General features: G+C 39.8%; 12 protein-coding genes and 5 pseudogenes. 9 read left to right on the top strand and 8 right to left on the bottom strand.

All coding sequences use genetic code 11. From position 1 onward, the window contains the following. The 4 genes and pseudogenes from STRIC_RS03190 to recX form a co-directional block, all read right to left on the bottom strand. Positions 1–680 (bottom strand): IS30 family transposase (locus STRIC_RS03190; RefSeq protein ID WP_200857367.1); only part of this gene is annotated, 680 nt, incomplete at its 3' end. A gap of 97 nt (positions 681–777) precedes the next feature. Then, a pseudogene (locus tag STRIC_RS11735) lies at positions 778–885 on the bottom strand (DUF960 family protein); the annotation flags it as partial. 55 nt (positions 886–940) lie between these two features. After that, positions 941–1474, bottom strand: a complete 534-nt coding sequence (ntdP, locus tag STRIC_RS03185) for a nucleoside tri-diphosphate phosphatase (RefSeq protein WP_008087845.1) — start codon at positions 1472–1474, stop codon at positions 941–943. A gap of 80 nt (positions 1475–1554) precedes the next feature. After that, positions 1555–2331 (bottom strand): recombination regulator RecX, encoded by a 777-nt coding sequence (recX, locus tag STRIC_RS03180; RefSeq protein ID WP_040831904.1) that lies wholly within the window; start codon positions 2329–2331, stop codon positions 1555–1557. A 103-nt stretch (positions 2332–2434) separates the two neighbouring features. Between recX and rlmD the strand changes: the two genes are divergently transcribed. The 5 genes and pseudogenes from rlmD (at position 2435) to STRIC_RS03165 (ending at position 5365) form a co-directional block, all read left to right on the top strand. Beyond that, the gene (rlmD, locus tag STRIC_RS03175; protein WP_008087926.1) at positions 2435–3793 is read left to right on the top strand and encodes a 23S rRNA (uracil(1939)-C(5))-methyltransferase RlmD; all 1359 of its coding nucleotides are present in this window, start codon (positions 2435–2437) and stop codon (positions 3791–3793) included. Between the two features lie 89 nt (positions 3794–3882). Then, positions 3883–4467: pseudogene (locus tag STRIC_RS03170) on the top strand (N-acetyltransferase family protein). A gap of 40 nt (positions 4468–4507) precedes the next feature. Beyond that, positions 4508–4669 (top strand): ParB/Srx family N-terminal domain-containing protein, encoded by a 162-nt coding sequence (locus tag STRIC_RS11730; protein WP_234944186.1) that lies wholly within the window; start codon positions 4508–4510, stop codon positions 4667–4669. Next, positions 4656–4826, top strand: a complete 171-nt coding sequence (locus tag STRIC_RS12090; RefSeq protein WP_008087991.1) for a hypothetical protein — start codon at positions 4656–4658, stop codon at positions 4824–4826. The genes STRIC_RS11730 and STRIC_RS12090 overlap by 14 nt, the downstream gene beginning before the upstream one ends. A gap of 11 nt (positions 4827–4837) precedes the next feature. Further along, positions 4838–5365, top strand: a complete 528-nt coding sequence (locus tag STRIC_RS03165; RefSeq protein ID WP_008087917.1) for a P-loop NTPase family protein — start codon at positions 4838–4840, stop codon at positions 5363–5365. Between the two features lie 109 nt (positions 5366–5474). On the opposite strand, the pseudogene STRIC_RS03160 reads toward STRIC_RS03165, so the two are convergent. Both STRIC_RS03160 and STRIC_RS03155 read right to left on the bottom strand, forming a co-directional pair. Continuing rightward, positions 5475–8168, bottom strand: a pseudogene (locus STRIC_RS03160) (alpha-mannosidase). 15 nt (positions 8169–8183) lie between these two features. Further along, positions 8184–9434, bottom strand: coding sequence for a glycoside hydrolase family 125 protein (locus tag STRIC_RS03155; protein ID WP_008087859.1), 1251 nt, complete (start codon positions 9432–9434; stop codon positions 8184–8186). A 171-nt stretch (positions 9435–9605) separates the two neighbouring features. Here STRIC_RS03155 and STRIC_RS03150 point away from each other — a divergent pair, with 171 nt between their 5' ends. The 3 genes and pseudogenes from STRIC_RS03150 to STRIC_RS03140 all read left to right on the top strand — a co-directional run bounded on the left by STRIC_RS03150 (position 9606) and on the right by STRIC_RS03140 (position 13808). Then, the gene (locus tag STRIC_RS03150) at positions 9606–10658 is read left to right on the top strand and encodes a GntR family transcriptional regulator (protein ID WP_008088004.1); all 1053 of its coding nucleotides are present in this window, start codon (positions 9606–9608) and stop codon (positions 10656–10658) included. Positions 10659–10700: 42 nt separating this feature from the next. Next, positions 10701–12385, top strand: a pseudogene (locus STRIC_RS03145) (beta-N-acetylglucosaminidase domain-containing protein). 28 nt (positions 12386–12413) lie between these two features. Continuing rightward, complete coding sequence (locus tag STRIC_RS03140; protein ID WP_008087855.1) at positions 12414–13808, top strand: glycoside hydrolase family 1 protein; 1395 nt, start codon at positions 12414–12416, stop codon at positions 13806–13808. 54 nt (positions 13809–13862) lie between these two features. On the opposite strand, the pseudogene STRIC_RS03135 reads toward STRIC_RS03140, so the two are convergent. Both STRIC_RS03135 and STRIC_RS03130 read right to left on the bottom strand, forming a co-directional pair. Then, positions 13863–16038: pseudogene (locus STRIC_RS03135) on the bottom strand (GH92 family glycosyl hydrolase). Beyond that, positions 16038–16922 (bottom strand): ROK family protein, encoded by an 885-nt coding sequence (locus STRIC_RS03130; RefSeq protein WP_008087985.1) that lies wholly within the window; start codon positions 16920–16922, stop codon positions 16038–16040. The pseudogene STRIC_RS03135 and the gene STRIC_RS03130 overlap by 1 nt, the downstream one beginning before the upstream one ends. Before the next feature lie 266 nt (positions 16923–17188). Here STRIC_RS03130 and STRIC_RS03125 point away from each other — a divergent pair, with 266 nt between their 5' ends. Further along, a complete protein-coding gene (locus STRIC_RS03125; RefSeq protein WP_407635922.1) occupies positions 17189–18070 on the top strand; it encodes an ABC transporter permease subunit in 882 nt (293 codons plus the stop codon). The last annotated feature ends 132 nt before the right edge of the window (positions 18071–18202 follow it).

Raw genomic sequence — 18202 nt, 5'->3', positions numbered from 1 at the left:
TTAACTCCTAGTGCATAGCGTGTCTGGCGCTCTACCAAAGTCAACATAACAGCTTCACCTTTGGTTTTCTTGCCGAGAACCAAATCAATCTCCCAATGCCCAAATTCAGAACGATCATTAATATATTCTGGACGTTCTTCGATAGATTTACCTAAAGTCTTCTTATTCGTCTTCATGACTTTCTTAGAACGTTTTCTGATACTAACCATCTTAGGCAAATCGATTGGTTTAATAGCTAATACCCCCTCTTTGATATAACGATAAATCGTTTTGGTAGAGGGGACGACTTCTTCAGGATGGTTCACTTTGTAAGTCTGAACAAAACTATCCACACTATGGAGACGAATGTTAGCCGTCAAGGCAGATTCTAATTGTTCAATGAACCTAGCGGAGCAGTCATTCAACTTGAGATAAGAACTCTTTTGACGATTGGTTTCATAGACACGTTGCCCACTATCAGCGAAATAGGCGTTGAAGAAGGTTTGTTTTCCATTCTTATCCTTTACCTGTTCTACTGAACCACGTTTTATTTCTCGGCAGATTGTAGAACGGTGACGACCCAAGAGTCGAGCAATCTCAGCGGGTTTCTTTCCCATTTTAAGATAAGCAGCAATTTCACCCCGTTCTGTGGCTGAAAGATGAGAATAGGATGATTTTCTGGTAGAATTAATGTTGGACATGTTCATCTGCTTTCCATACTGAATTGGGGAATTCTAGTATATCAGACGAACATGTCTTTTTTGTTGCACTTCATTTTACAACGCGGGAAATGAAACCCTTTAAATTCTGGTCAATAATTTGCCATATGTCATCAATTAATTCAGGTGGTAAACTTGTAGCCACACCGAAACTAGCATAGCGTTTTTTAATGGTTTGAAATGCCATATATCTTTTCTTTTGTGTAATCAATAAAGCACTCCAAAGGAGCGCTTGACAACTATTAACGATTCTTCAGTTCAAGATAACGTTTGTACCAAATAGTGATGTAAGCATCTGAGAATGGTCCTTTTTGATTATTAATCCAGTCAACTAATATTTTGACATTTTCTTTCAAAATAAAATCCATATCAGGGCTATATTGCATTTCTTTTTTGTGTATTTCATATTCATCAACGTCAAGTAGTCGTTTTTCGCCATCTGCAAAAACTTTGACGTCTAAATCATAGTCAATATATTTTAATGCTTCAGCATCCATGAGATAAGGACTTGCTAAATTGCAGTAATAAGAGACACCGCTATCTCGAATCATTGCAATAATGTTAAACCAGTATTTTTTATGGAAATAAACGATTGCGGGTTCTCTTGTCACCCAACGCCTACCATCGCTTTCTGTGACTAAGGTGTGATCGTTCACTCCGATAAGAGCATTTTCAGTTGTTTTTAGTACCATAGTATCGCGCCAGGTGCGGTGCAATCTACCATCATGCTTATAACTTTGAATTGTAATAAAGTCGCCTTCTTTAGGTAATTTCATGCCTTACCAACTTTCTACAATTAAACTTATCTTTTATAGTTTACCATATTTAAGTAAATAAATCACTTTTTTAGTTAGCATTAGAAATATTCTCGTAACTTAGATTTAATGTCATCGTTATCGAAACCTTTACGGTAAAGTGCTTGATAAAGCTTTTGTTTGAGGTCGTAACCTTGAAATTTTCGACTGTATTTTCGATACTGTTTGTCAAATTCTTTATCGAGTAAATCATATAGGTCTTCAGTTGGCTCATTGAAATCCAACTGCTCAATGGCTTGCTTTGTTTGTTGGTAAGAAAAACCTTTTTGTAATAAATTTTGGTTTATTTTTTCTTTAAGTGCTCTTAGTGGTAGTCGTTTTGCCTGTTTTTGATAGAGTTTTTGAGCTACTTTTTCGGCAATGGGTAAAAAAGATTCTTCTTCGAGAAGAGGTAATAGGATGTCGCTAGTGATTCCTTTTAGCTGAAGTTTTTGTTTCAATACAAGAGGCCCCTTATCACCGGATAATTGATTTTGTCGAATGTAACTTTGGGCATAGCTTTGATCATTTACCCAATTATGATTGATTAAGTCAGTCATAATTTGTGGGACAATTCTTGAGTCAATATCATGTTTTAAGAGATAATCTTGAACCTCTTTTTGGGTACGTTGCTGGAAGCTAATAAAATAAAGGGCTAGATTTTTACCATGTGAGAATTGGGCAAAGCTCGTGATGTCTTTTAATTCCTCTTCAGTGATAATGGTATCTTTGCTCAGCATAAATCTTACAATCGTATCCTCGGTGACGTAAAGTTTTTGGCCATTGTCGAGTTCAATAAGATAAAGACGTTTTTTCTTTTCAATTTTCTGTATTTTCATATTTTCATTATAGCAAAAATGGTAAAATAGAAGTAAGATTTTATGAAACGATAAAGAGAAGTTGACCTTTTTGGGGAGAGTTAGGAGAATTAGTAACAGAACTATGGCTATTAAAGTTAAACAAAAAATTTCGCTAAAAATCAAGCGAATGGGAATAAATGGTGAGGGAATTGGATTTTATCAAAAGACACTGGTCTTTGTTCCTGGAGCTTTGAAGGGGGAAGATATTTTTTGTGAAATTACGGCTGTTAAGCGTAATTTTGCGCAAGCAAAACTGTTAACCATTAATAAAAAGTCTAAACATCGTGTTATTCCTGATTGTTTCATTTATGAACAGTGTGGTGGTTGTCAGATTATGCATTTAGCTTATCCCAAGCAACTTGATTTTAAAGATGATGTGATTAGACAAGCCTTGAAAAAATTTAAGCCTAAAGGCTATGAAGCGTTTGAGGTCCGTCGTACCTTGGGAATGGAGAAACCTCAACATTACCGAGCTAAGCTACAATTTCAAACGCGTTCTTTTGGTGGGAAAATTACATCTGGTTTGTTTTCAGAAGGAAGCCATCGCCTGGTAGCTATTGAAGATTGCTTGGTACAAGACCCTTTAACTCAAGCTATTATTAATAAAGTGACTTCTCTTTTAGACAAGCATAAGGTTCCTATCTATAATGAACGCAAAATTGCAGGGGTCAGAACGGTTATGGTGCGTAAAGCTGAGGCTAGCAATGAGGTACAGTTAATTATTATTAGTAGTAAGGAACTTAGGTTAGCAGCCTTTGTCAGGGATTTAACGGAGGCTTTCTCAGAAATCAAAACGGTAGCTCTTAATATTAATCCTTCTAAGTCCAGTGAGATTTATGGGCCAAATACTGAAATTATCTGGGGACAAGATACTATTCAAGAAGCTGTTCTGGATTATGGATTTTCCTTGTCTCCGAGAGCTTTTTACCAGCTAAATCCTCAGCAAACAGAGGTTCTATATGGGCAGGTGCTTAAAGCACTTGATGTATCGGAGCAAGACCACATTATTGATGCCTATTGTGGTGTGGGATCAATTGGATTTGCCTTTGCTGGGAAAGTGAAGTCGGTGCGTGGAATGGACATTATTCCAGAAGCTATTTCGGATGCTAAAAAGAATGCCAAGGCTATGGGATTTGACAATACTTACTATGAAACTGGTAAGGCTGAGGAGCTGATTCCTAAAAGGTATCAAGAAGGATATCGCGCTGATGCTATTATTGTTGATCCACCACGAACAGGACTTGATGAGAAGCTGCTAGAAACTATTTTAGACTATCAGCCTGAGCAGATGGTTTATGTGTCTTGTAATACCTCGACTTTAGCAAGGGATTTGGTTTCCCTGGTAAAAGCTTATGAGGTTTCCTATATTCAGTCTGTTGATATGTTTCCACACACTGCAAGAACAGAGGCTGTGGTTAAATTGAAAAAGAGAGCGAACTAGTCTTTTTTTAGGTGACTAGTTTGAGAGAGCTTATCACACAAATAGTATGATGATGAGTGATTATCTGTTAGATAGAAGGGGAATCAGAAATGACTATTAGGATACGAGTGGCAACTGAGGCGGATGCAAAAGCTTTGCGTGAGATTTATAAACCTTATGTGACGCAAACAGCCATAACCTTTGACTATGAGGTTCCTAGCTTAGAGGCGTTTAGGCAACGGATGCTTTCGGTGATGACCTTTTATCCTTACTTGGTTGCTGAAGAAAATGAAACGATTTTAGGCTATGCTTATGCGAGTCAGTTTCATGAAGGACCTGCCTATGCTTGGTCTGCAGAGCTAGCGATTTACCTTGCTCCGTTAGCACGTGGCCGAGGAATTGGTCGAAAACTCTATCAGTAATTAGAGGCCTACTTGAAAGAAATGGGAATTCTTAATTTGAATGCTTGTATTGCTTATACAGACAAACAAAGTCCTTTTTTAAATCAAGCGAGTCGTAATTTTCATGACTCTTTGGGCTTTGAGTTGGTGGGAAGGTTTCATCAGTCTGGCTATAAATTTGAGCAATGGTTTGATATGATTTGGATGGAAAAGAGGATTGGTAAACATACTAGCCCTATGAATCCACCTAGGCAGTTTGGAGAAATCTATGACAAAGCTAAAGATAAGTCTTGATTAGCTTCAATCCAGTCAGTTTTACTTGTCTGAAAAGAAAGTGGACCAAGTCGCAACTTGGTTAACTAAGGAAACCATTAATCAAATGTCTGCCATTACGGTTAGGCGCTTTGGAGATGGTTTTTACATTTTAGATGGGCATACAAGGGCATTCTGGGCCATGCGCTTAGGTTTTGAAAGCCTTCTTTGTGAACTTAGATGACAGTGATCAATGGCCTTATTATGAGCATTGCGTAAAGGCATGTCAAAACAGAGGGATTTATCAGGTATCGGATTTAGAAGGGCTTATTGTGACAGAAAGTTCTTATCAAGCCCATTGGTTAGATTATGGTAAGGCTTTGTCAGAAAAGAACATGTAATAGGTGAGTAAATGAAGATGATTGTTATAGGTAGTCCAGGTTCGGGAAAGACCTATTTGTCTCAAATAATTTGCCAGCGTTTGGACCTTCCTTGTCTGCATTTGGATGTGATTTGGCATGACATGGATTATTCAAGTCAAGCTGAAGAACGTTTTGGTCAGCTCTTATTTGAATTTATGCAAGGGCATGAGAGATGGCTTATTGATGGCAATTTTCAAAATAGTTTAGCCATACGCTTAGCTGAAGCAGATCATGTAGTCTGGCTAAAAAGACCGCGAGTTTTCAACCTTTTACGGGTCCTCAAACGAAGTCTGCTCTTTGCCTTTTCTTCTTCTAGTCGACCGGAAATGCCTAAAACATTTAAGGAGTCTTTAGACCGAGATTATTTAACGTTCTTAGCCTTTGTTTGGCAATTTTCAAAGTCTTATCCAGCTATGGAAAAGCAATTGCAAAGTTATGATGGAAAAGTCAGTGTTTTAAGGTCAAAAAAGGAAATGGATGCATTTTTGACCTCTCTCACCAGTTTGGCGACCGATTAATCAGGCAATTAGAAACGTCTGTTTCAAAAGAGCTATTTAGAAAAATGACGGAATTAGTTGGCAAGTAAAAAAGCTTAACACTCTTTTAGGAGTTGCTAAGCTTTTTCTTTTAGTCTTCTTTCCAAGCTAGTGTTATAATTTCTGCCTTTTCTAGATTATGAGGAAGGGAATCGCCCATTTCCCTTTCCAGTAAATCAGTGACTTGTGCTTGGTGGTGAGTAAGGTCTAAGGATAAAGGACAGGACTTATCATTAGAGAGGTTGTAGGCGCGTGTGATTAGGGCATTATCAGAGATACGACGCTTGAAGGCTGTTAAGGCCACTTGATCAGCTAGAGGAGCCAAATAAGTCTTACTTGAAGCGATTTGTCCTTTGTGGTGATCAGTTTGTGTGATGACTGGTGGAACTTGTCCTTCTTGCGCTCTCCAGTAGCTGGCATATTGAGTTTCTTTGCGAATACTTTCAAAGCTATAATGGACTTCTTGCTGACCTAAGCACTGGGCTTCAGGCGTTGGGAAATAGCCCCAATCACCTAGCTCACCAACGCAACGTAGTAAGGTTAAAGCAACCGTAGCTGTTTCTGGTAAGATTTCATATTCATTTAGACCATAGTTGCCGATAGTCAGTCCATTTTCGCCATCAAAGAGGCTGACAAAGCATTCTTGGTGTTGTGGATTACTTGGATTTTCCCAGAACTGTTGGTTTGGTTTATTAGGGCGTTTGACGGTTTCAAAGATACTATCAGCAAAGTGATGATCAACTTCTATTGGACTTGGGAAGAGGACACGTAAGCGATGGTTTGTCATTTGATTGTCAAAAGTAGTTGTAAATTGAAGACGAGGATTGCCTTTTTCTAATCGGATAAGGGTTGTTAAGGTCAGCTTAGCCAGTTCTTTAGAACGTCCAGCACGGCGTTCGGTAATGTCTATGACAGCTTCCATCTCTTCTTGTAAGAGGTCATCTGCTTAGACTGGGATGGCAAAGCTCTGCCTTAAGACTAACTCTGCTAAATTTGGAGTGATGGTCTTAACCTGAAGAGTGGAGTGACCTTCGTGGGCAAAATAAGGTTGATCGTGATTGGGTTGTCTGAAAATGTATTCGTTTCCGACGTCACCACAATCTTCAAATTGTAGGCAGTCGTGGAAAACCTGTTGGCTGACCTTATCTCTAATATCTAAGAGTCCTTTTTCATTCAAAGTGATAGAGAGGTAGTCGTTTTCTAGTGTACCAGTTTCCTCATCAAAGAGACCTTTTTCAGCTTCTGGCTCAGAACTATTACTACTTACTAGGGCAAAACTTTGCCAAGACATCGCTTCTAGAGTTAAAGGTAAGCGCAGATTTACTTTTATGGCGAAATAAGCTTCACGGAAGGTTCTTTCTGGTAAATCGTAATCAAAGGCAATTTCTGTTGATAGGATTTCGGCTTCTTTGACCACTTGTCCCTTAGCGTCAATAATTTGGAAGTGCTGTGGGTGGTTGGCAAGATAATCTTTAGCTTCTTGATAAACATCTTTAGGAAAACGTTGCCCAAAGAAACATTTTTTCCAAGTGATACTAAATTCTTCCACCTTGTTTTTAGGATGTCCACTGGTATTAAAGGCTAAGAAGGGCTGACTATCTTCTGGGAAATAGCTGGTATCAACTGCGTCAGCAATTTGCTGTGCCGCTTTGTCAGCTAAGTAAACACCAACTTGATAAGCTTTTTCAAAGCGGGGCATCATTTCTTGGTGGACGCTATCAACACTACAGCCACAGATGGAATCATGTGGATGGTTCTGCATTAAGGTTTTCCAGGCATAGCGTAATTGGTCATGAGGGTAAGTTCCTGTGATATCATAGGCCATGCTGGCTAGAGGTTCGGTTAGATTTTCCAACTGACGAGAGACTCTGGTATTGGCTTGTTTGATATAAACGCGGGCAGAAGCAGTGTTGGCTAAGATATACCAACCGTTGGTTTCTTGACTGGTAATTTCGCCATAAACAGTTGATAAATCGTCTGGAAGCTCACTTGCCAGATCATTTAGGTAGTCTTCAAAGCAGATGTGGACAAAGTCGTAGTCTGGGTAGAGACGGTTGGCTAGTGCGATAGCTTCGGTGACATCAAGCTGAACGGGTTGATGGTCAACACCATTCATCATTAACAGGTGCTTTGTCGAAGCAAAGCGCTCCACGTCAGCTAATTTTTGGTCCCAATAGGCTTTGGCTTTAGCCTCATCTGTAGGAATCTCATTGCCATTACTATACCAATTGGCAAATAAGAGGCCAAGAATTCGGCTATCATCAGGTCCTTGCCAGGCCATTTCTGAGAATTGTGAGGTGAATTTCTCACTATTGTCTACTTGATTGTTGAAGCCAGTTGGACGAATTCCACGTCCAAAGGCAGCTGCCTTGAGACCTGCTTTGAGCATTAATTGAGGGGTTTGTCCCATGTTACCAAAGGTATCTGGAAAATAACCAAGAGGGACACTGGCTCCCCATTTATCACAGTCTTCTTTACCAATCAACATGTTGCGGACATTTGATTCGCTACTGGTTAAGAAATCATCTTGTAAGATGTAAAAGGGACCAATTCTTAGTTTGCCTTTAGCAATGGCTTGTCTGACTTCGGCTTCTACTTGTAGGTAATCGTCTAGAATAATGGTTTGACCATCAAGATGGAAGCTATGAAAGTCAGGATTTGTCTTGAAGAGGTCAAGCAAATCATCCATCAAGTTGATTAAGCGCATGTGGTGTTGTTCATAAGCCATGTACCATTCACGGTCCCAGTGGCTGTGAGAAATAATATGTACTTTCTTGCGGGTCATAGGATAAGTCCCTTTCTAAGGAGCAATGTGGTAGCCCAGGTAGTCGAGTAAGAGTTCACAAAACATCATGTTAGCCCAAGAGAACCACTGGCGCGTGTATTGTTTAGGATCATCGACATGGAAGCCTTCGTGCATAAGATGGGTTCCGGCATCAGTGGCTACCAGTAAATCAAGCATCGCTTTTTTATCTTCTTTGTCGATGGCTGTTAAGCCCTGCAGCGCTAAAGCGATATGCCAGATATAATCTTCTGGGGTATGGGAGGAACCAATACCAGAAGCCACCTTTCCTTGGTAATAGTAAGGATTTTCTGGGCTAAGGATGGTTTGACGTGTCGCCAGATAAATAGGATCATCTTTGGCACAAAAACCAAGATAAGGAGCCGCTAATAAGCTTGGGATATTAGCATCATCCATAATGGAATAGTGTCCAAAGCCATCTACTTCATAAGCATAAACAGTTTGCCCTTTTTGGTTTTGCACCAAGGCTTCTTCTTGGATACCTTTTAGAATATCTTGTCTGAGCTCATCAGCCTTATTGGCGATAGCTTGATTATCAAAGACTTGACTATAGAGCTCTTTGATGTAGCCTAAGACGACTGAGGCAAACATATTAGAAGGGATGAGGTAACCATATTGACAGGCATCATCGCTTGGTCTAAATCCAGACCAGGTCATTCCAGTTGGCTTGACTGGACTTCCTTTTCCTTCATGGGTTAAGGTATCTTCTTTTCGCCAAGTGTCACGTTCAAAAAGGTAAGGAGCTTTAGAATGATCTTGCTCGACAGTCCATAAGTCAAGGATTAAGGAAATCCCCTTGTGGAAATCATCATTGAAATGGTCAGTGCTGCCAGTTTCTCGGTACAAGAGATAGGCTAACTGAACAGGATAGCAAAGCGAATCTATTTCATATTTACGTTCCCAGATCCATGGATTCATTTGAGTGTGATCACTTTGGTGACCTTTACCATTTTCTTCTTCATTAAAAGCGTTGGCATAGGGGTCGATACAAATGTAACGGAATTGGCGTTTGACTAAGCCAGCAATGATTGTTTCAATCTCTTTGTCTTCTTTAGCTAAAAAAAGGTAAGGTTTCATTTGTTCCGTTGAATCGCGCAGCCACATGGCAGGAATGTCTCCTGTCAGTAAAAAGCTCGTACCGTCCTCATAGGTTTTTAGAGTGGTTTCTAAAGTGTTGGCAAAGCTGGTTTTAAAATTAAGAGCCCAATCGGCGTGTTCTTGACCACACAGGCTTTCAATCTTGTCCATAAAGGTTAAGACGCTTTGTGGAATAGGTCATGTCATGTCATCATCCTCCGAAATGATATATCTTTTTACAGTCAAGTCCATTATAAATGATAAGTCTTTTTTTGTCCATTGTTTTTTGAAAAGGTTTACAATGTTTTTTTATCGTGCTATACTAACTAAAGGAGAACTATCATGGCGGAATTATTGTATAAAAAGATATATCATTTTATTAAAAATCAGATTGACCAAGGCGATTTGAAAGAGGGGGATCGTTTGCCAACTGAAAAAGAACTGTCCCAACAGTTTTCAGTAAGTCGTATTACGTCCAAGCGTGCTTTGGTTGAACTAGAGCAAGAAGGCTTGATTACAAGGACTAGAGGGAAAGGGAGTTTTATTCGACATCAAAAAGAAGTCATCCCTAGTCAGTATCAAGATATTTTGTTGATTTTACCGTTTGCTTCTGATTTTGAATTGGGAGATTATGCCAAGGGTATTATGGAAGTAGCTGCTGAAAAAGGTTACCGACTCATGGTTCAGTTGGCTAGCCAAGTTAAAATGGAAGAGCTTAACGATTATCAGGGCATCATTTTTTATCCTGAGGATGTTAATCACAGCATTGACCTGCCTTTTTATTGCGATTTGCACCATATTCCACTTGTCTTATTGGATAAGAGCTTGGATCTTTTTGCTTTTCCCTCTGTTGTGGCAGACAATAAAGGTGGTTCCTATCAGTTGACCAAACATTTGATTGATCAAGCTTGTGATCGTATCTTATTTGTCACCACTGAATCTTTTGGGGAAGTCTCCTCGGTTCGTGACCGCTATCTGGGTTATTTGGCTGCTATGGCAGAAACTGACGGACAGGCTAGGCTCTTTTCAAAGGAAGCTCTTCAAAGCAAGGAAGATTTTTTGGAATATTTGCTAGAAGACTTGTTAGCCCATAAGGAGCTTAAAACAGGGCTGGTTATGGAAAATGACTGGTTGGCCATTTCCTTGATTCAACTCTTAATCCAGAGTTCTTTAACCATTCCTGATCAGGTGGCCATTGTTGGTTTTGATAACAATCAAGCTTCCAGTCTCTTAAATCCAACCTTGACCACAGCAGGTCAAAACTTTTATCAGATGGGAAAAGAAGCTGCTGAATTGTTGATTGCTCAGATGAAAGATCCTAAACAAGTGGTTAGCTCTTGCCAGCTTCCCGTTCAACTCTATATGAGACAAAGTAGTTGTCAAAAAGACGAGTAGTAGTTATAAAGATTATCAATAAATGTTAAAAGGAGTATGAAGATATCAATTTACCAAGCTCTTAAGCAGTATCAAGAAGTGGTGACCAGAGGGGATTATTTAGTCTTTGAAGCACCAGTAGCCACCCGTTTTGTAGGTCGTTTTTTCCGTTTTGAAAACCAAACGTCTATGAAGGACTCTCTAGCTCAAGCGAGTTACTTTAATTGGATTGAAGAAGGAAAGGCTAGCCTTACCATTAAGCACCTTTTTAACCGTCACTTGGCTAAAGATGCTTTTAAATTGACCATTTCAGATTAGGCAGAAATTGTGATTGAAAGTCAAAATTTACGGGCTTTTGGCTATGCTCAAGAAGCTTTGCAAAAGGTTATTAGCTTTGAAAATGGTCGTCTTTATTTGCCAATCGTTTCTGTCAAACATTTGAGATGCGTGGGGTCATTGAAGGCTTCTACGGTACACCATGGACGAGACAAGAGCGTTTAGATTGCTTGCATTTTATTGCAGATAAGGGCATGAACACTTACATGTATGCTCCTAAAGATGATGATTACCAACGAAAGAACTGGCGTGACCTTTACCCAGAAGATTGGATGGTTTATTTTGAAGAGCTGGTGAAGGTTGCTAAAGACAGACAGGTGGATTTTTGGTATATGATTAGTCCTGGTTTGGATTTTGATTATACTAAGGAAGAAGATTATGACTTGCTTTATCAAAAATTGCAGCAACTCTTAGATTTGGGTGTTTGTCATTTTGGGCTTTTACTAGATGATATTGATTATCAGATTGTAGATGCTGTGGAAAGACGGTTTAAAAAGACGGCTTTTGCACAGGGGCATTTGGCAACTAGCCTTTATCAGTATCTGCAAGCTCATCATGCAGCGCCAGAATTGGTGGTTTGTCCGACCGAATATGACAACCATCATGATTCCTTATATTTAGAAGAGCTATCTCAATCAATTCCTTCAGATGTGGCCTTTTTCTGGACAGGGCCAAGCACACTAGCCAGTCAAATTTCAGAAGATGACGTGGTAACTATGGCAGCCGTCTATCAACGCCCGATGATTATTTGGGATAATATTCCAGTAAACGATTACCAAAATGACTCTGAAAGACTCTTTTTAACGCCTTTTGCTAATCATTCGCCCTTCTTAGCCAAGTCAGATTACCAAGTCAGGGGAATTGTTTCAAATCCGATGATTAGCTGGGAATTGTCTAAGTTGACTTTGACAGATATGAGTTATTATTTGTGGGATGCTAGTCGATACCAACCAAGTCTTTCTTGGCCACAAGCCTTGCTTGATTATAGTGGTGATGCTCAAATGGCAGCATTTCTTGAACAATTTGCTTGGCATAATGGCAATCGACACCTGCATCGTGACTTGCCATTTGAGGTAGAAGAGGCTTTATTAATGAAAAATAAAGCAGCTTTAAGTGCTTGGATGGATGAACTTGAGAAAGTTACTGAGCAATTAAAGGGACTAGCAAATCCAGCCTTTCAAAAGGCAATTGCGCCATGGTTTGAACGTGTTGCGCAAGACAAGGCACTTTGGCAAGTCATTCTAACAGATAATAAGAAAGCAAAAGACCTTTACCAAGCCTTAACAGAGAATCGACATCGCATAGGAAGCAATATCCCTAGCCGCTATTACCAGCTGCATTGCAGTGGTGAATTAGCTACTTTAGCATCCGGTGCACAAGTTAGCCAAGCGCGAGCTGAAGATTATCAGTAAGGCACACGATAAGAGAAAGGAAGACAAGATGTTACAGTTTCCAGACAACTTTTGGTGGGGAGGAGCTACTTCAGGTCCTCAAAGCGAAGGGCGTTTTCACAAACCGCACCGTAATTTGTTCGATTACTGGTATGAGCAAGAACCAGAGCGTTTTTATAATTATGTTGGACCCGATACGGCATCTGACCTTTACCATAACTATGAGAGCGATTTAGCCTTACTAGCTTCGCTTGGTCATAATTCTTATCGCACCTCCATCCAGTGGACCCGCCTGATCAATGATTTTGAAACGGCCAGCATCAACCCAGATGGCCTAACTTATTATAATAAGGTCATTGACGCTTGTCTAGCTAATGGCATTCGACCAGTTATCAATTTGCACCATTTTGATTTGCCAATTACTCTTTATAAGGCTTATGGTGGATGGGAATCTAAAAAAGTTGTAGAGCTTTTTGTCGCATTTGCTAAAGTCTGTTTCGAGGCTTTTGGAGATCGAGTTAAGGATTGGTTTGTCCACAATGAGCCCATGGTGGTTGTGGAAGGTTCATACTTGATGCAATTCCATTATCCTGCTATTGTGGATGGCAAAAAAGCGGTCCAGGTGGCTTATAACTTAGCCCTAGCCACTGCTAAAGTAATTGAGGCCTATCGCCAAATGCCTGCCGATAAGCAAGATGGTCGCATCGGTACAATTTTGAATTTGACACCTGCTTATCCTGCTAGCTCTAGCGAAAGAGATCTTGCGGCTGCTCATTTTGCGGAATTATGGAATAACGAATTGTTCATGGATGCTGCTGTTCATGGGCAGTTTCCAGAGGAATTGATTGCTGTTTTGACAAAAGATGGTGTCTTGTGGGAATCAACAGCAGAAGAACTAGCTATTATTGCCAACAATAAGGTAGATTATCTGGGCTTGAATTTTTACCATCCTAAGCGCGTGAAAGCGCCAGATGTGATCCCTGTCATTAGCCCTTCATGGAGCCCTGAGTGGTATTATGATGCTTACCTAATGCCAGGTCGACGCATGAATGTGGATAAGGGTTGGGAGATTTACCCAGAAGCGGTTTATGACATTGCCATCAAAATGCGAGACCACTATAATAATATTCCTTGGTTTTTATCTGAAAATGGGGTGGGTATCTCAGGAGAAGATCATTACCGTAATTCAGATGGTCGTATTGATGATGACTACCGCATTCAATTTTTAACAGAACATTTAAGGTATTTGCATAAAGGCATACAGGATGGATCTAACTGTTTTGGTTTCCATGTTTGGATGCCAGTTGATGGCTGGTCTTGGCTAAATGCTTATAAAAACCGTTATGGCTTGGTAGAAAATAATATTCATACCCAAGTCAGACGACCTAAAAAATCGGCCTATTGGTTTAAAGATGTGATTGCTCAAAATGGAATAGAAGACTAAAAAAGCTGATACTTGGGAAGAACCTAAGTATCAGCTTTTGTTTTGATCCCTTCTTTAAGTGGTTAAAGAATAAGGAAGATCGTTTTTGGCATAATTGTTAAGAGGAGGGACGAGTCCTAAGGTGACTTCTAGTTGACAACCTTCTATTAAATCTTGGTGATTCAGATAAAGTTTGTCATAGTTACTTTGGTTAAGTCTTGTCTTAGTGACAAATTGGTACTGGGGCACATTGCCCTTACAATGGATAGTGATGTCTTTTTGATTTGGCAGGTGAATGGTAGCTTTATCCAGCATTGGAATGCCTAACAAGTACTGCCCACTGCCAGGCGTGACAGGATAAAAGCCAAGGCTATTAAAGAGGAACCAAGAACTCATGCTACCATTATCTTCATCACCAGGATAGCTATTTTGATCAAAGGCGTGGGTTAGCAGGTTTTTAAGAATTAATTGGGCGTAATGTGGCTTACCAATGTAATGATAAAGGTAAGGCAGGTGGAAGCTAGGTTGATTGGAAATAGCAATTTGTCCAAAATCTTGCGCAGCTAATTCACTCATTTCGTGAATTTCAAAACCATAACCTCCCACCTTAAAGCTAGGGTCTTGGTTACAGAGGTTTTCTAAAAGCTTGATAAAGACTTCTTTGCCTCCGATAGTACGAATATAGCCTTGGATGTCATGGTAGCAAGCAAAGCTATTTTGAAAACTAGAGCCTTCTGTATAATCCTGGCCCCAACTATGGGGATCAAAGTCAGTTCTAAAGTTACCTTTGTCATTCTTGCTACGTAAGAAACCTGTCTCCTTGTCAATAAGATGTCGGTAATTAAGGGATTGAAAATGATGAGATGAGCTTAGTGCCTCATCGCCTAAATGCTTAGCGACTTGACCAATGCAAAAATCACTATAGGCATAATTTTGGGTTTGATTGACACTTTCGTGATAAGTATTTGGAATATATCCCAGTCTTTGATAATCCTCCAAGCCCTAAGCGTCCGTATCGTGGATCATCGCTAGGACTGGTAGCAGTGCTTACCATAGCTTCTAATAGGTCTGGCATTAAGTCCTGTCCAATACCTTTCACGGCAGCGTCAGCAATAACCGCATCTACTAAGGTACCAGGCATCATGCCACGTTCATCAGGAGATAGCCACTTGGGTAAAAATCCGGTATCTTGATAAGCTGATAGCAATCCTTTTAAGACTTCTTCGTAAATATCAGGTGCAATCAGAGATAACAGTGGGTAGACGGATTTATAGGTATCCCAAAAGCCATTATTAGTGTAAAAAATACCTGGAACAACTTTTTTTAGACTAGTATTGTAATGAATGGCTTCATTGTTTTCGTTGTGTTCATACCATTTCTGTGGAAAGAGTAGTGCCCTGTAAAAATGTTGGTAAAAGTGTTTGACCTTGTCAAAGTTCTTGTCTTCAACCTCGATGCGATCCAGATAGCTATGCCAAGAGGCGGCATTTGCCGTCACACTGTCTTCAAAGGTTTGAGGAAATTCTCTTTGCCAGTTGAGCTCGGCTTGTTGAAAACTAATAAAAGAAGTAGCAGCAGTAACTTCTAGCTGAGTTAAATCATCAGAAAATTGGAAATAAGTGAATTGATTAGGTGTTTGATCATCCAGTGTTTTTTTCTTGAGCTCTTTTCCGACGTATTTTTGTTGAATAGGATGACTCAATCTTAAATAAACATACATCTTGAGGTCTTTGTCCAGACAATCGGAAACGTTTTGGACACAGCCTAAGATGGTTTGACGATCAGATTCCACCTGCCAAAAGCTCTGACCAGGGTTGTGAAAAATCAGTCCTGCTTTTCCTATTTCGAAGGTGAACTGACAATGAAAACCATAGGTAGAAGCAGTAGCGCGACTTAAAATGCGGTGGCGCTGACTAACTATTTCTAGACGATGAGGATGGAATCGTGCTTCTTTGGGACGATAGGAACTTTGATTGTGAAACACATCTCCTTTTGTCACTGGACCACTGACCGGCAACATACTGAAGGTTGAAAAATCCCCGATCCAAGGACTGGGTTGATGTGTCAAATGAATTCCTGAAAAGGTGTGGTCATCAGGGTGAAACCACCAAGCTCCTCGGCTTTGATTGTTTTCTATCGCTAAGAAATTCATTCCAAATGGAACACCCGTCAAAGGTAAGCAATTTCCCTTTGAAAATGAGTATTGATTAGCAGTTCCAAATCGTGTGTCAATAAAATCAAGTCTATCCATTAATCAACCCCCTCCAAATAAGTTTGTTCAAAGTCAATGGCAGCGCCCAAAAGATTGGCTTCGTTTTTAAATTGGCAAATACCAATAGATGGTTGCAAATCAGAGATGGCAACCTTCTGGTATATCTTTTCTAACTGAGCTTCTATGGCTGGTAACAAAAAGTCGGCTTGGGAAACACCACCACCGATAAGGATTTTATCAGGGTCAAAAGCGTGTTGAATATTAAAAATCCCCATGGCTAAAGTTTCTAAGAAGACTTGTCTTTCTTCAAGGGCAATGAGATCTCCTTTTTCTGCTAGTTCTAAGACCTCTTTACCGGTAAGAGCTTTGCCTCCATGCATGCGTTGGTTGTAGCGTTTTGCCATGTTAACCACGGTTCCTAACTGACTGAAGGTCTGGTAACGATTATTCATGACCATGAAGCCAAATTCGCCACCAAATAAGTGAGCCCCGTGATGGATGCGGCCATCAATGACAAGACTACCACCGACCCCTGTGCCTAAGACAAGTAAAGCAAGGCTCTTTGCATCCTTACCAGCCCCAAGTCTAGCCTCTGCTAGAGCAGCACAGTTTGCATCATTTTCCATAGAAATAGGAAAGCCGAGTTTTTCTTCTAAAGCTTTTTGGATCGGAAAATGGTGAATGTAAGGTAAAGCGCTAGCTCCCTCAATAGTGCCCTGTAACTTATTGACCGCGCCTGGGCAGCTAATAGCGATTCCCTTGATGTCATAAGGCAAATAGCTTTCAACTTTTTGCTGAAGTTTTTGATAAAAGGCTTCTAAAGAGCTTGGTGTGGGACAGTGACTTTGGTGACTAAGCTCTTGCTTTTGGTAGAGGGCAAATTTAATGGAAGTGCCACCAATATCAATGCATAGAAGTGTCATGAAATCTCCTTTTCTTGGCTATTTTCTACCAATAGTATGACAGAATTTCAAGCAATTGAAAAGGCTTTCTAAGACAAACTATATTTTGTGCTATCATATCTATAGTTTGTTTTATAAGACCTATAATTTGTTGCTTGTGAGATATGTAAGCGCTTGATATACTTAAACCATAACTTGATTAAACAAAGGGAGGGTTCCTTCAATGACGAAGACCAAAAAAGCAATCCTTTTGGAAAAATGTGATTAAATATCGGGCCTTGTTGTTAATGGTCTTACCAGGTTTTATCTGGTTCATCTTTTTCTTTTACATACCAGTATTTGCAAACGTGGTGGCCTTTAAAGCTTTTCATTATTCGGCAGGTGGCTTCTTAGAAAGTCTCAAAGAAAGTCCTTGGGTTGGATTTGATAATTTCAAATACCTCTTTGCCTCAAAGGATGCCTGGCTAATTACACGAAACACTATTGCCTATAATGTTGTCTTCCTAGCATTTAACGTTTTCTTTGCTATCGCTTTTGCCATTGTCATGAGTGAATTGCGTAATAAGAAAACAGTTAAGGTTTACCATACCATGTCACTCTTACTTTATTTCTTATCTTGGGTAGTTATTGAGTATTTTGTATCAGCCTTTCTAAATTCTGACAAGGGCTTGATAAACCAACTGATTACTTCAAGTGGTGGAACAGCCATTAAATGGTATTCTAATCCTACTTGGTGGCCACTCATCTTACTCTTTATGAGTGTTTGGAAGGGGCTTGGTTATAATAGTATTATCTATTATGCCTCAGTTATGGGAATTTCAGATACTTACTACGAAGCAGCGATGGTGGATGGTGCTAGCAAATGGCAACAAATCAAAAATATTACCATTCCGCAATTGTTACCAATGATGACCATTCTTTTGATTATCAATATTGGAAATATCTTCAGATCTGACTTTGGTTTGTTCTTTGTCATTCCAAAGAACTCAGGACCGCTTTATGATGTGACAAGCGTGTTAGATACTTATGTTTATAACGCCTTAGCAACAACAGGTGATATCGGAATGGCCTCAGCAGCCAGTCTTTACCAGTCAGTTGTAGGAACATGTATTTTACTCTTATCCAATGCTGTTGCACGCCGTATGGATCCTGAATCAGCTCTGTTCTAGGAGGAAGCAATGGAGAAAAAGAAAAAAGTCAAAAAGGTTAATATTCGAACCTTTGACAAGAAAACAAACTTTACCCGTGGTGCTAGTTAATCTCAAAATACAATAAAAAGCCCAAAAGGACTATACTGTAAG

This window comes from Streptococcus ictaluri 707-05 (genome assembly GCF_000188015.2).
Classification (GTDB): Bacteria; Bacillota; Bacilli; order Lactobacillales; family Streptococcaceae; genus Streptococcus; species Streptococcus ictaluri.
Note: the sequence above shows the minus strand (reverse complement) of the source record. Positions and strands in the feature narration are given on the sequence as shown.

What these genes read in the sequence shown, in the direction of transcription:
- ntdP (WP_008087845.1), bottom strand. Translation starts at nt 1,474, where the DNA reads ATGAAATTACCTAAAGAAGGCGACTTTATTACAATTCAAAGTTATAAG.
- recX (WP_040831904.1), bottom strand. Translation starts at nt 2,331, where the DNA reads ATGAAAATACAGAAAATTGAAAAGAAAAAACGTCTTTATCTTATTGAA.
- rlmD (WP_008087926.1), top strand. Translation starts at nt 2,435, where the DNA reads ATGGCTATTAAAGTTAAACAAAAAATTTCGCTAAAAATCAAGCGAATG.
- STRIC_RS03165 (WP_008087917.1), top strand. Translation starts at nt 4,838, where the DNA reads ATGAAGATGATTGTTATAGGTAGTCCAGGTTCGGGAAAGACCTATTTG.
- STRIC_RS03155 (WP_008087859.1), bottom strand. Translation starts at nt 9,434, where the DNA reads ATGGACAAGATTGAAAGCCTGTGTGGTCAAGAACACGCCGATTGGGCT.
- STRIC_RS03150 (WP_008088004.1), top strand. Translation starts at nt 9,606, where the DNA reads ATGGCGGAATTATTGTATAAAAAGATATATCATTTTATTAAAAATCAG.
- STRIC_RS03140 (WP_008087855.1), top strand. Translation starts at nt 12,414, where the DNA reads ATGTTACAGTTTCCAGACAACTTTTGGTGGGGAGGAGCTACTTCAGGT.
- STRIC_RS03130 (WP_008087985.1), bottom strand. Translation starts at nt 16,922, where the DNA reads ATGACACTTCTATGCATTGATATTGGTGGCACTTCCATTAAATTTGCC.
- STRIC_RS03125 (WP_407635922.1), top strand. Translation starts at nt 17,189, where the DNA reads ATGGTCTTACCAGGTTTTATCTGGTTCATCTTTTTCTTTTACATACCA.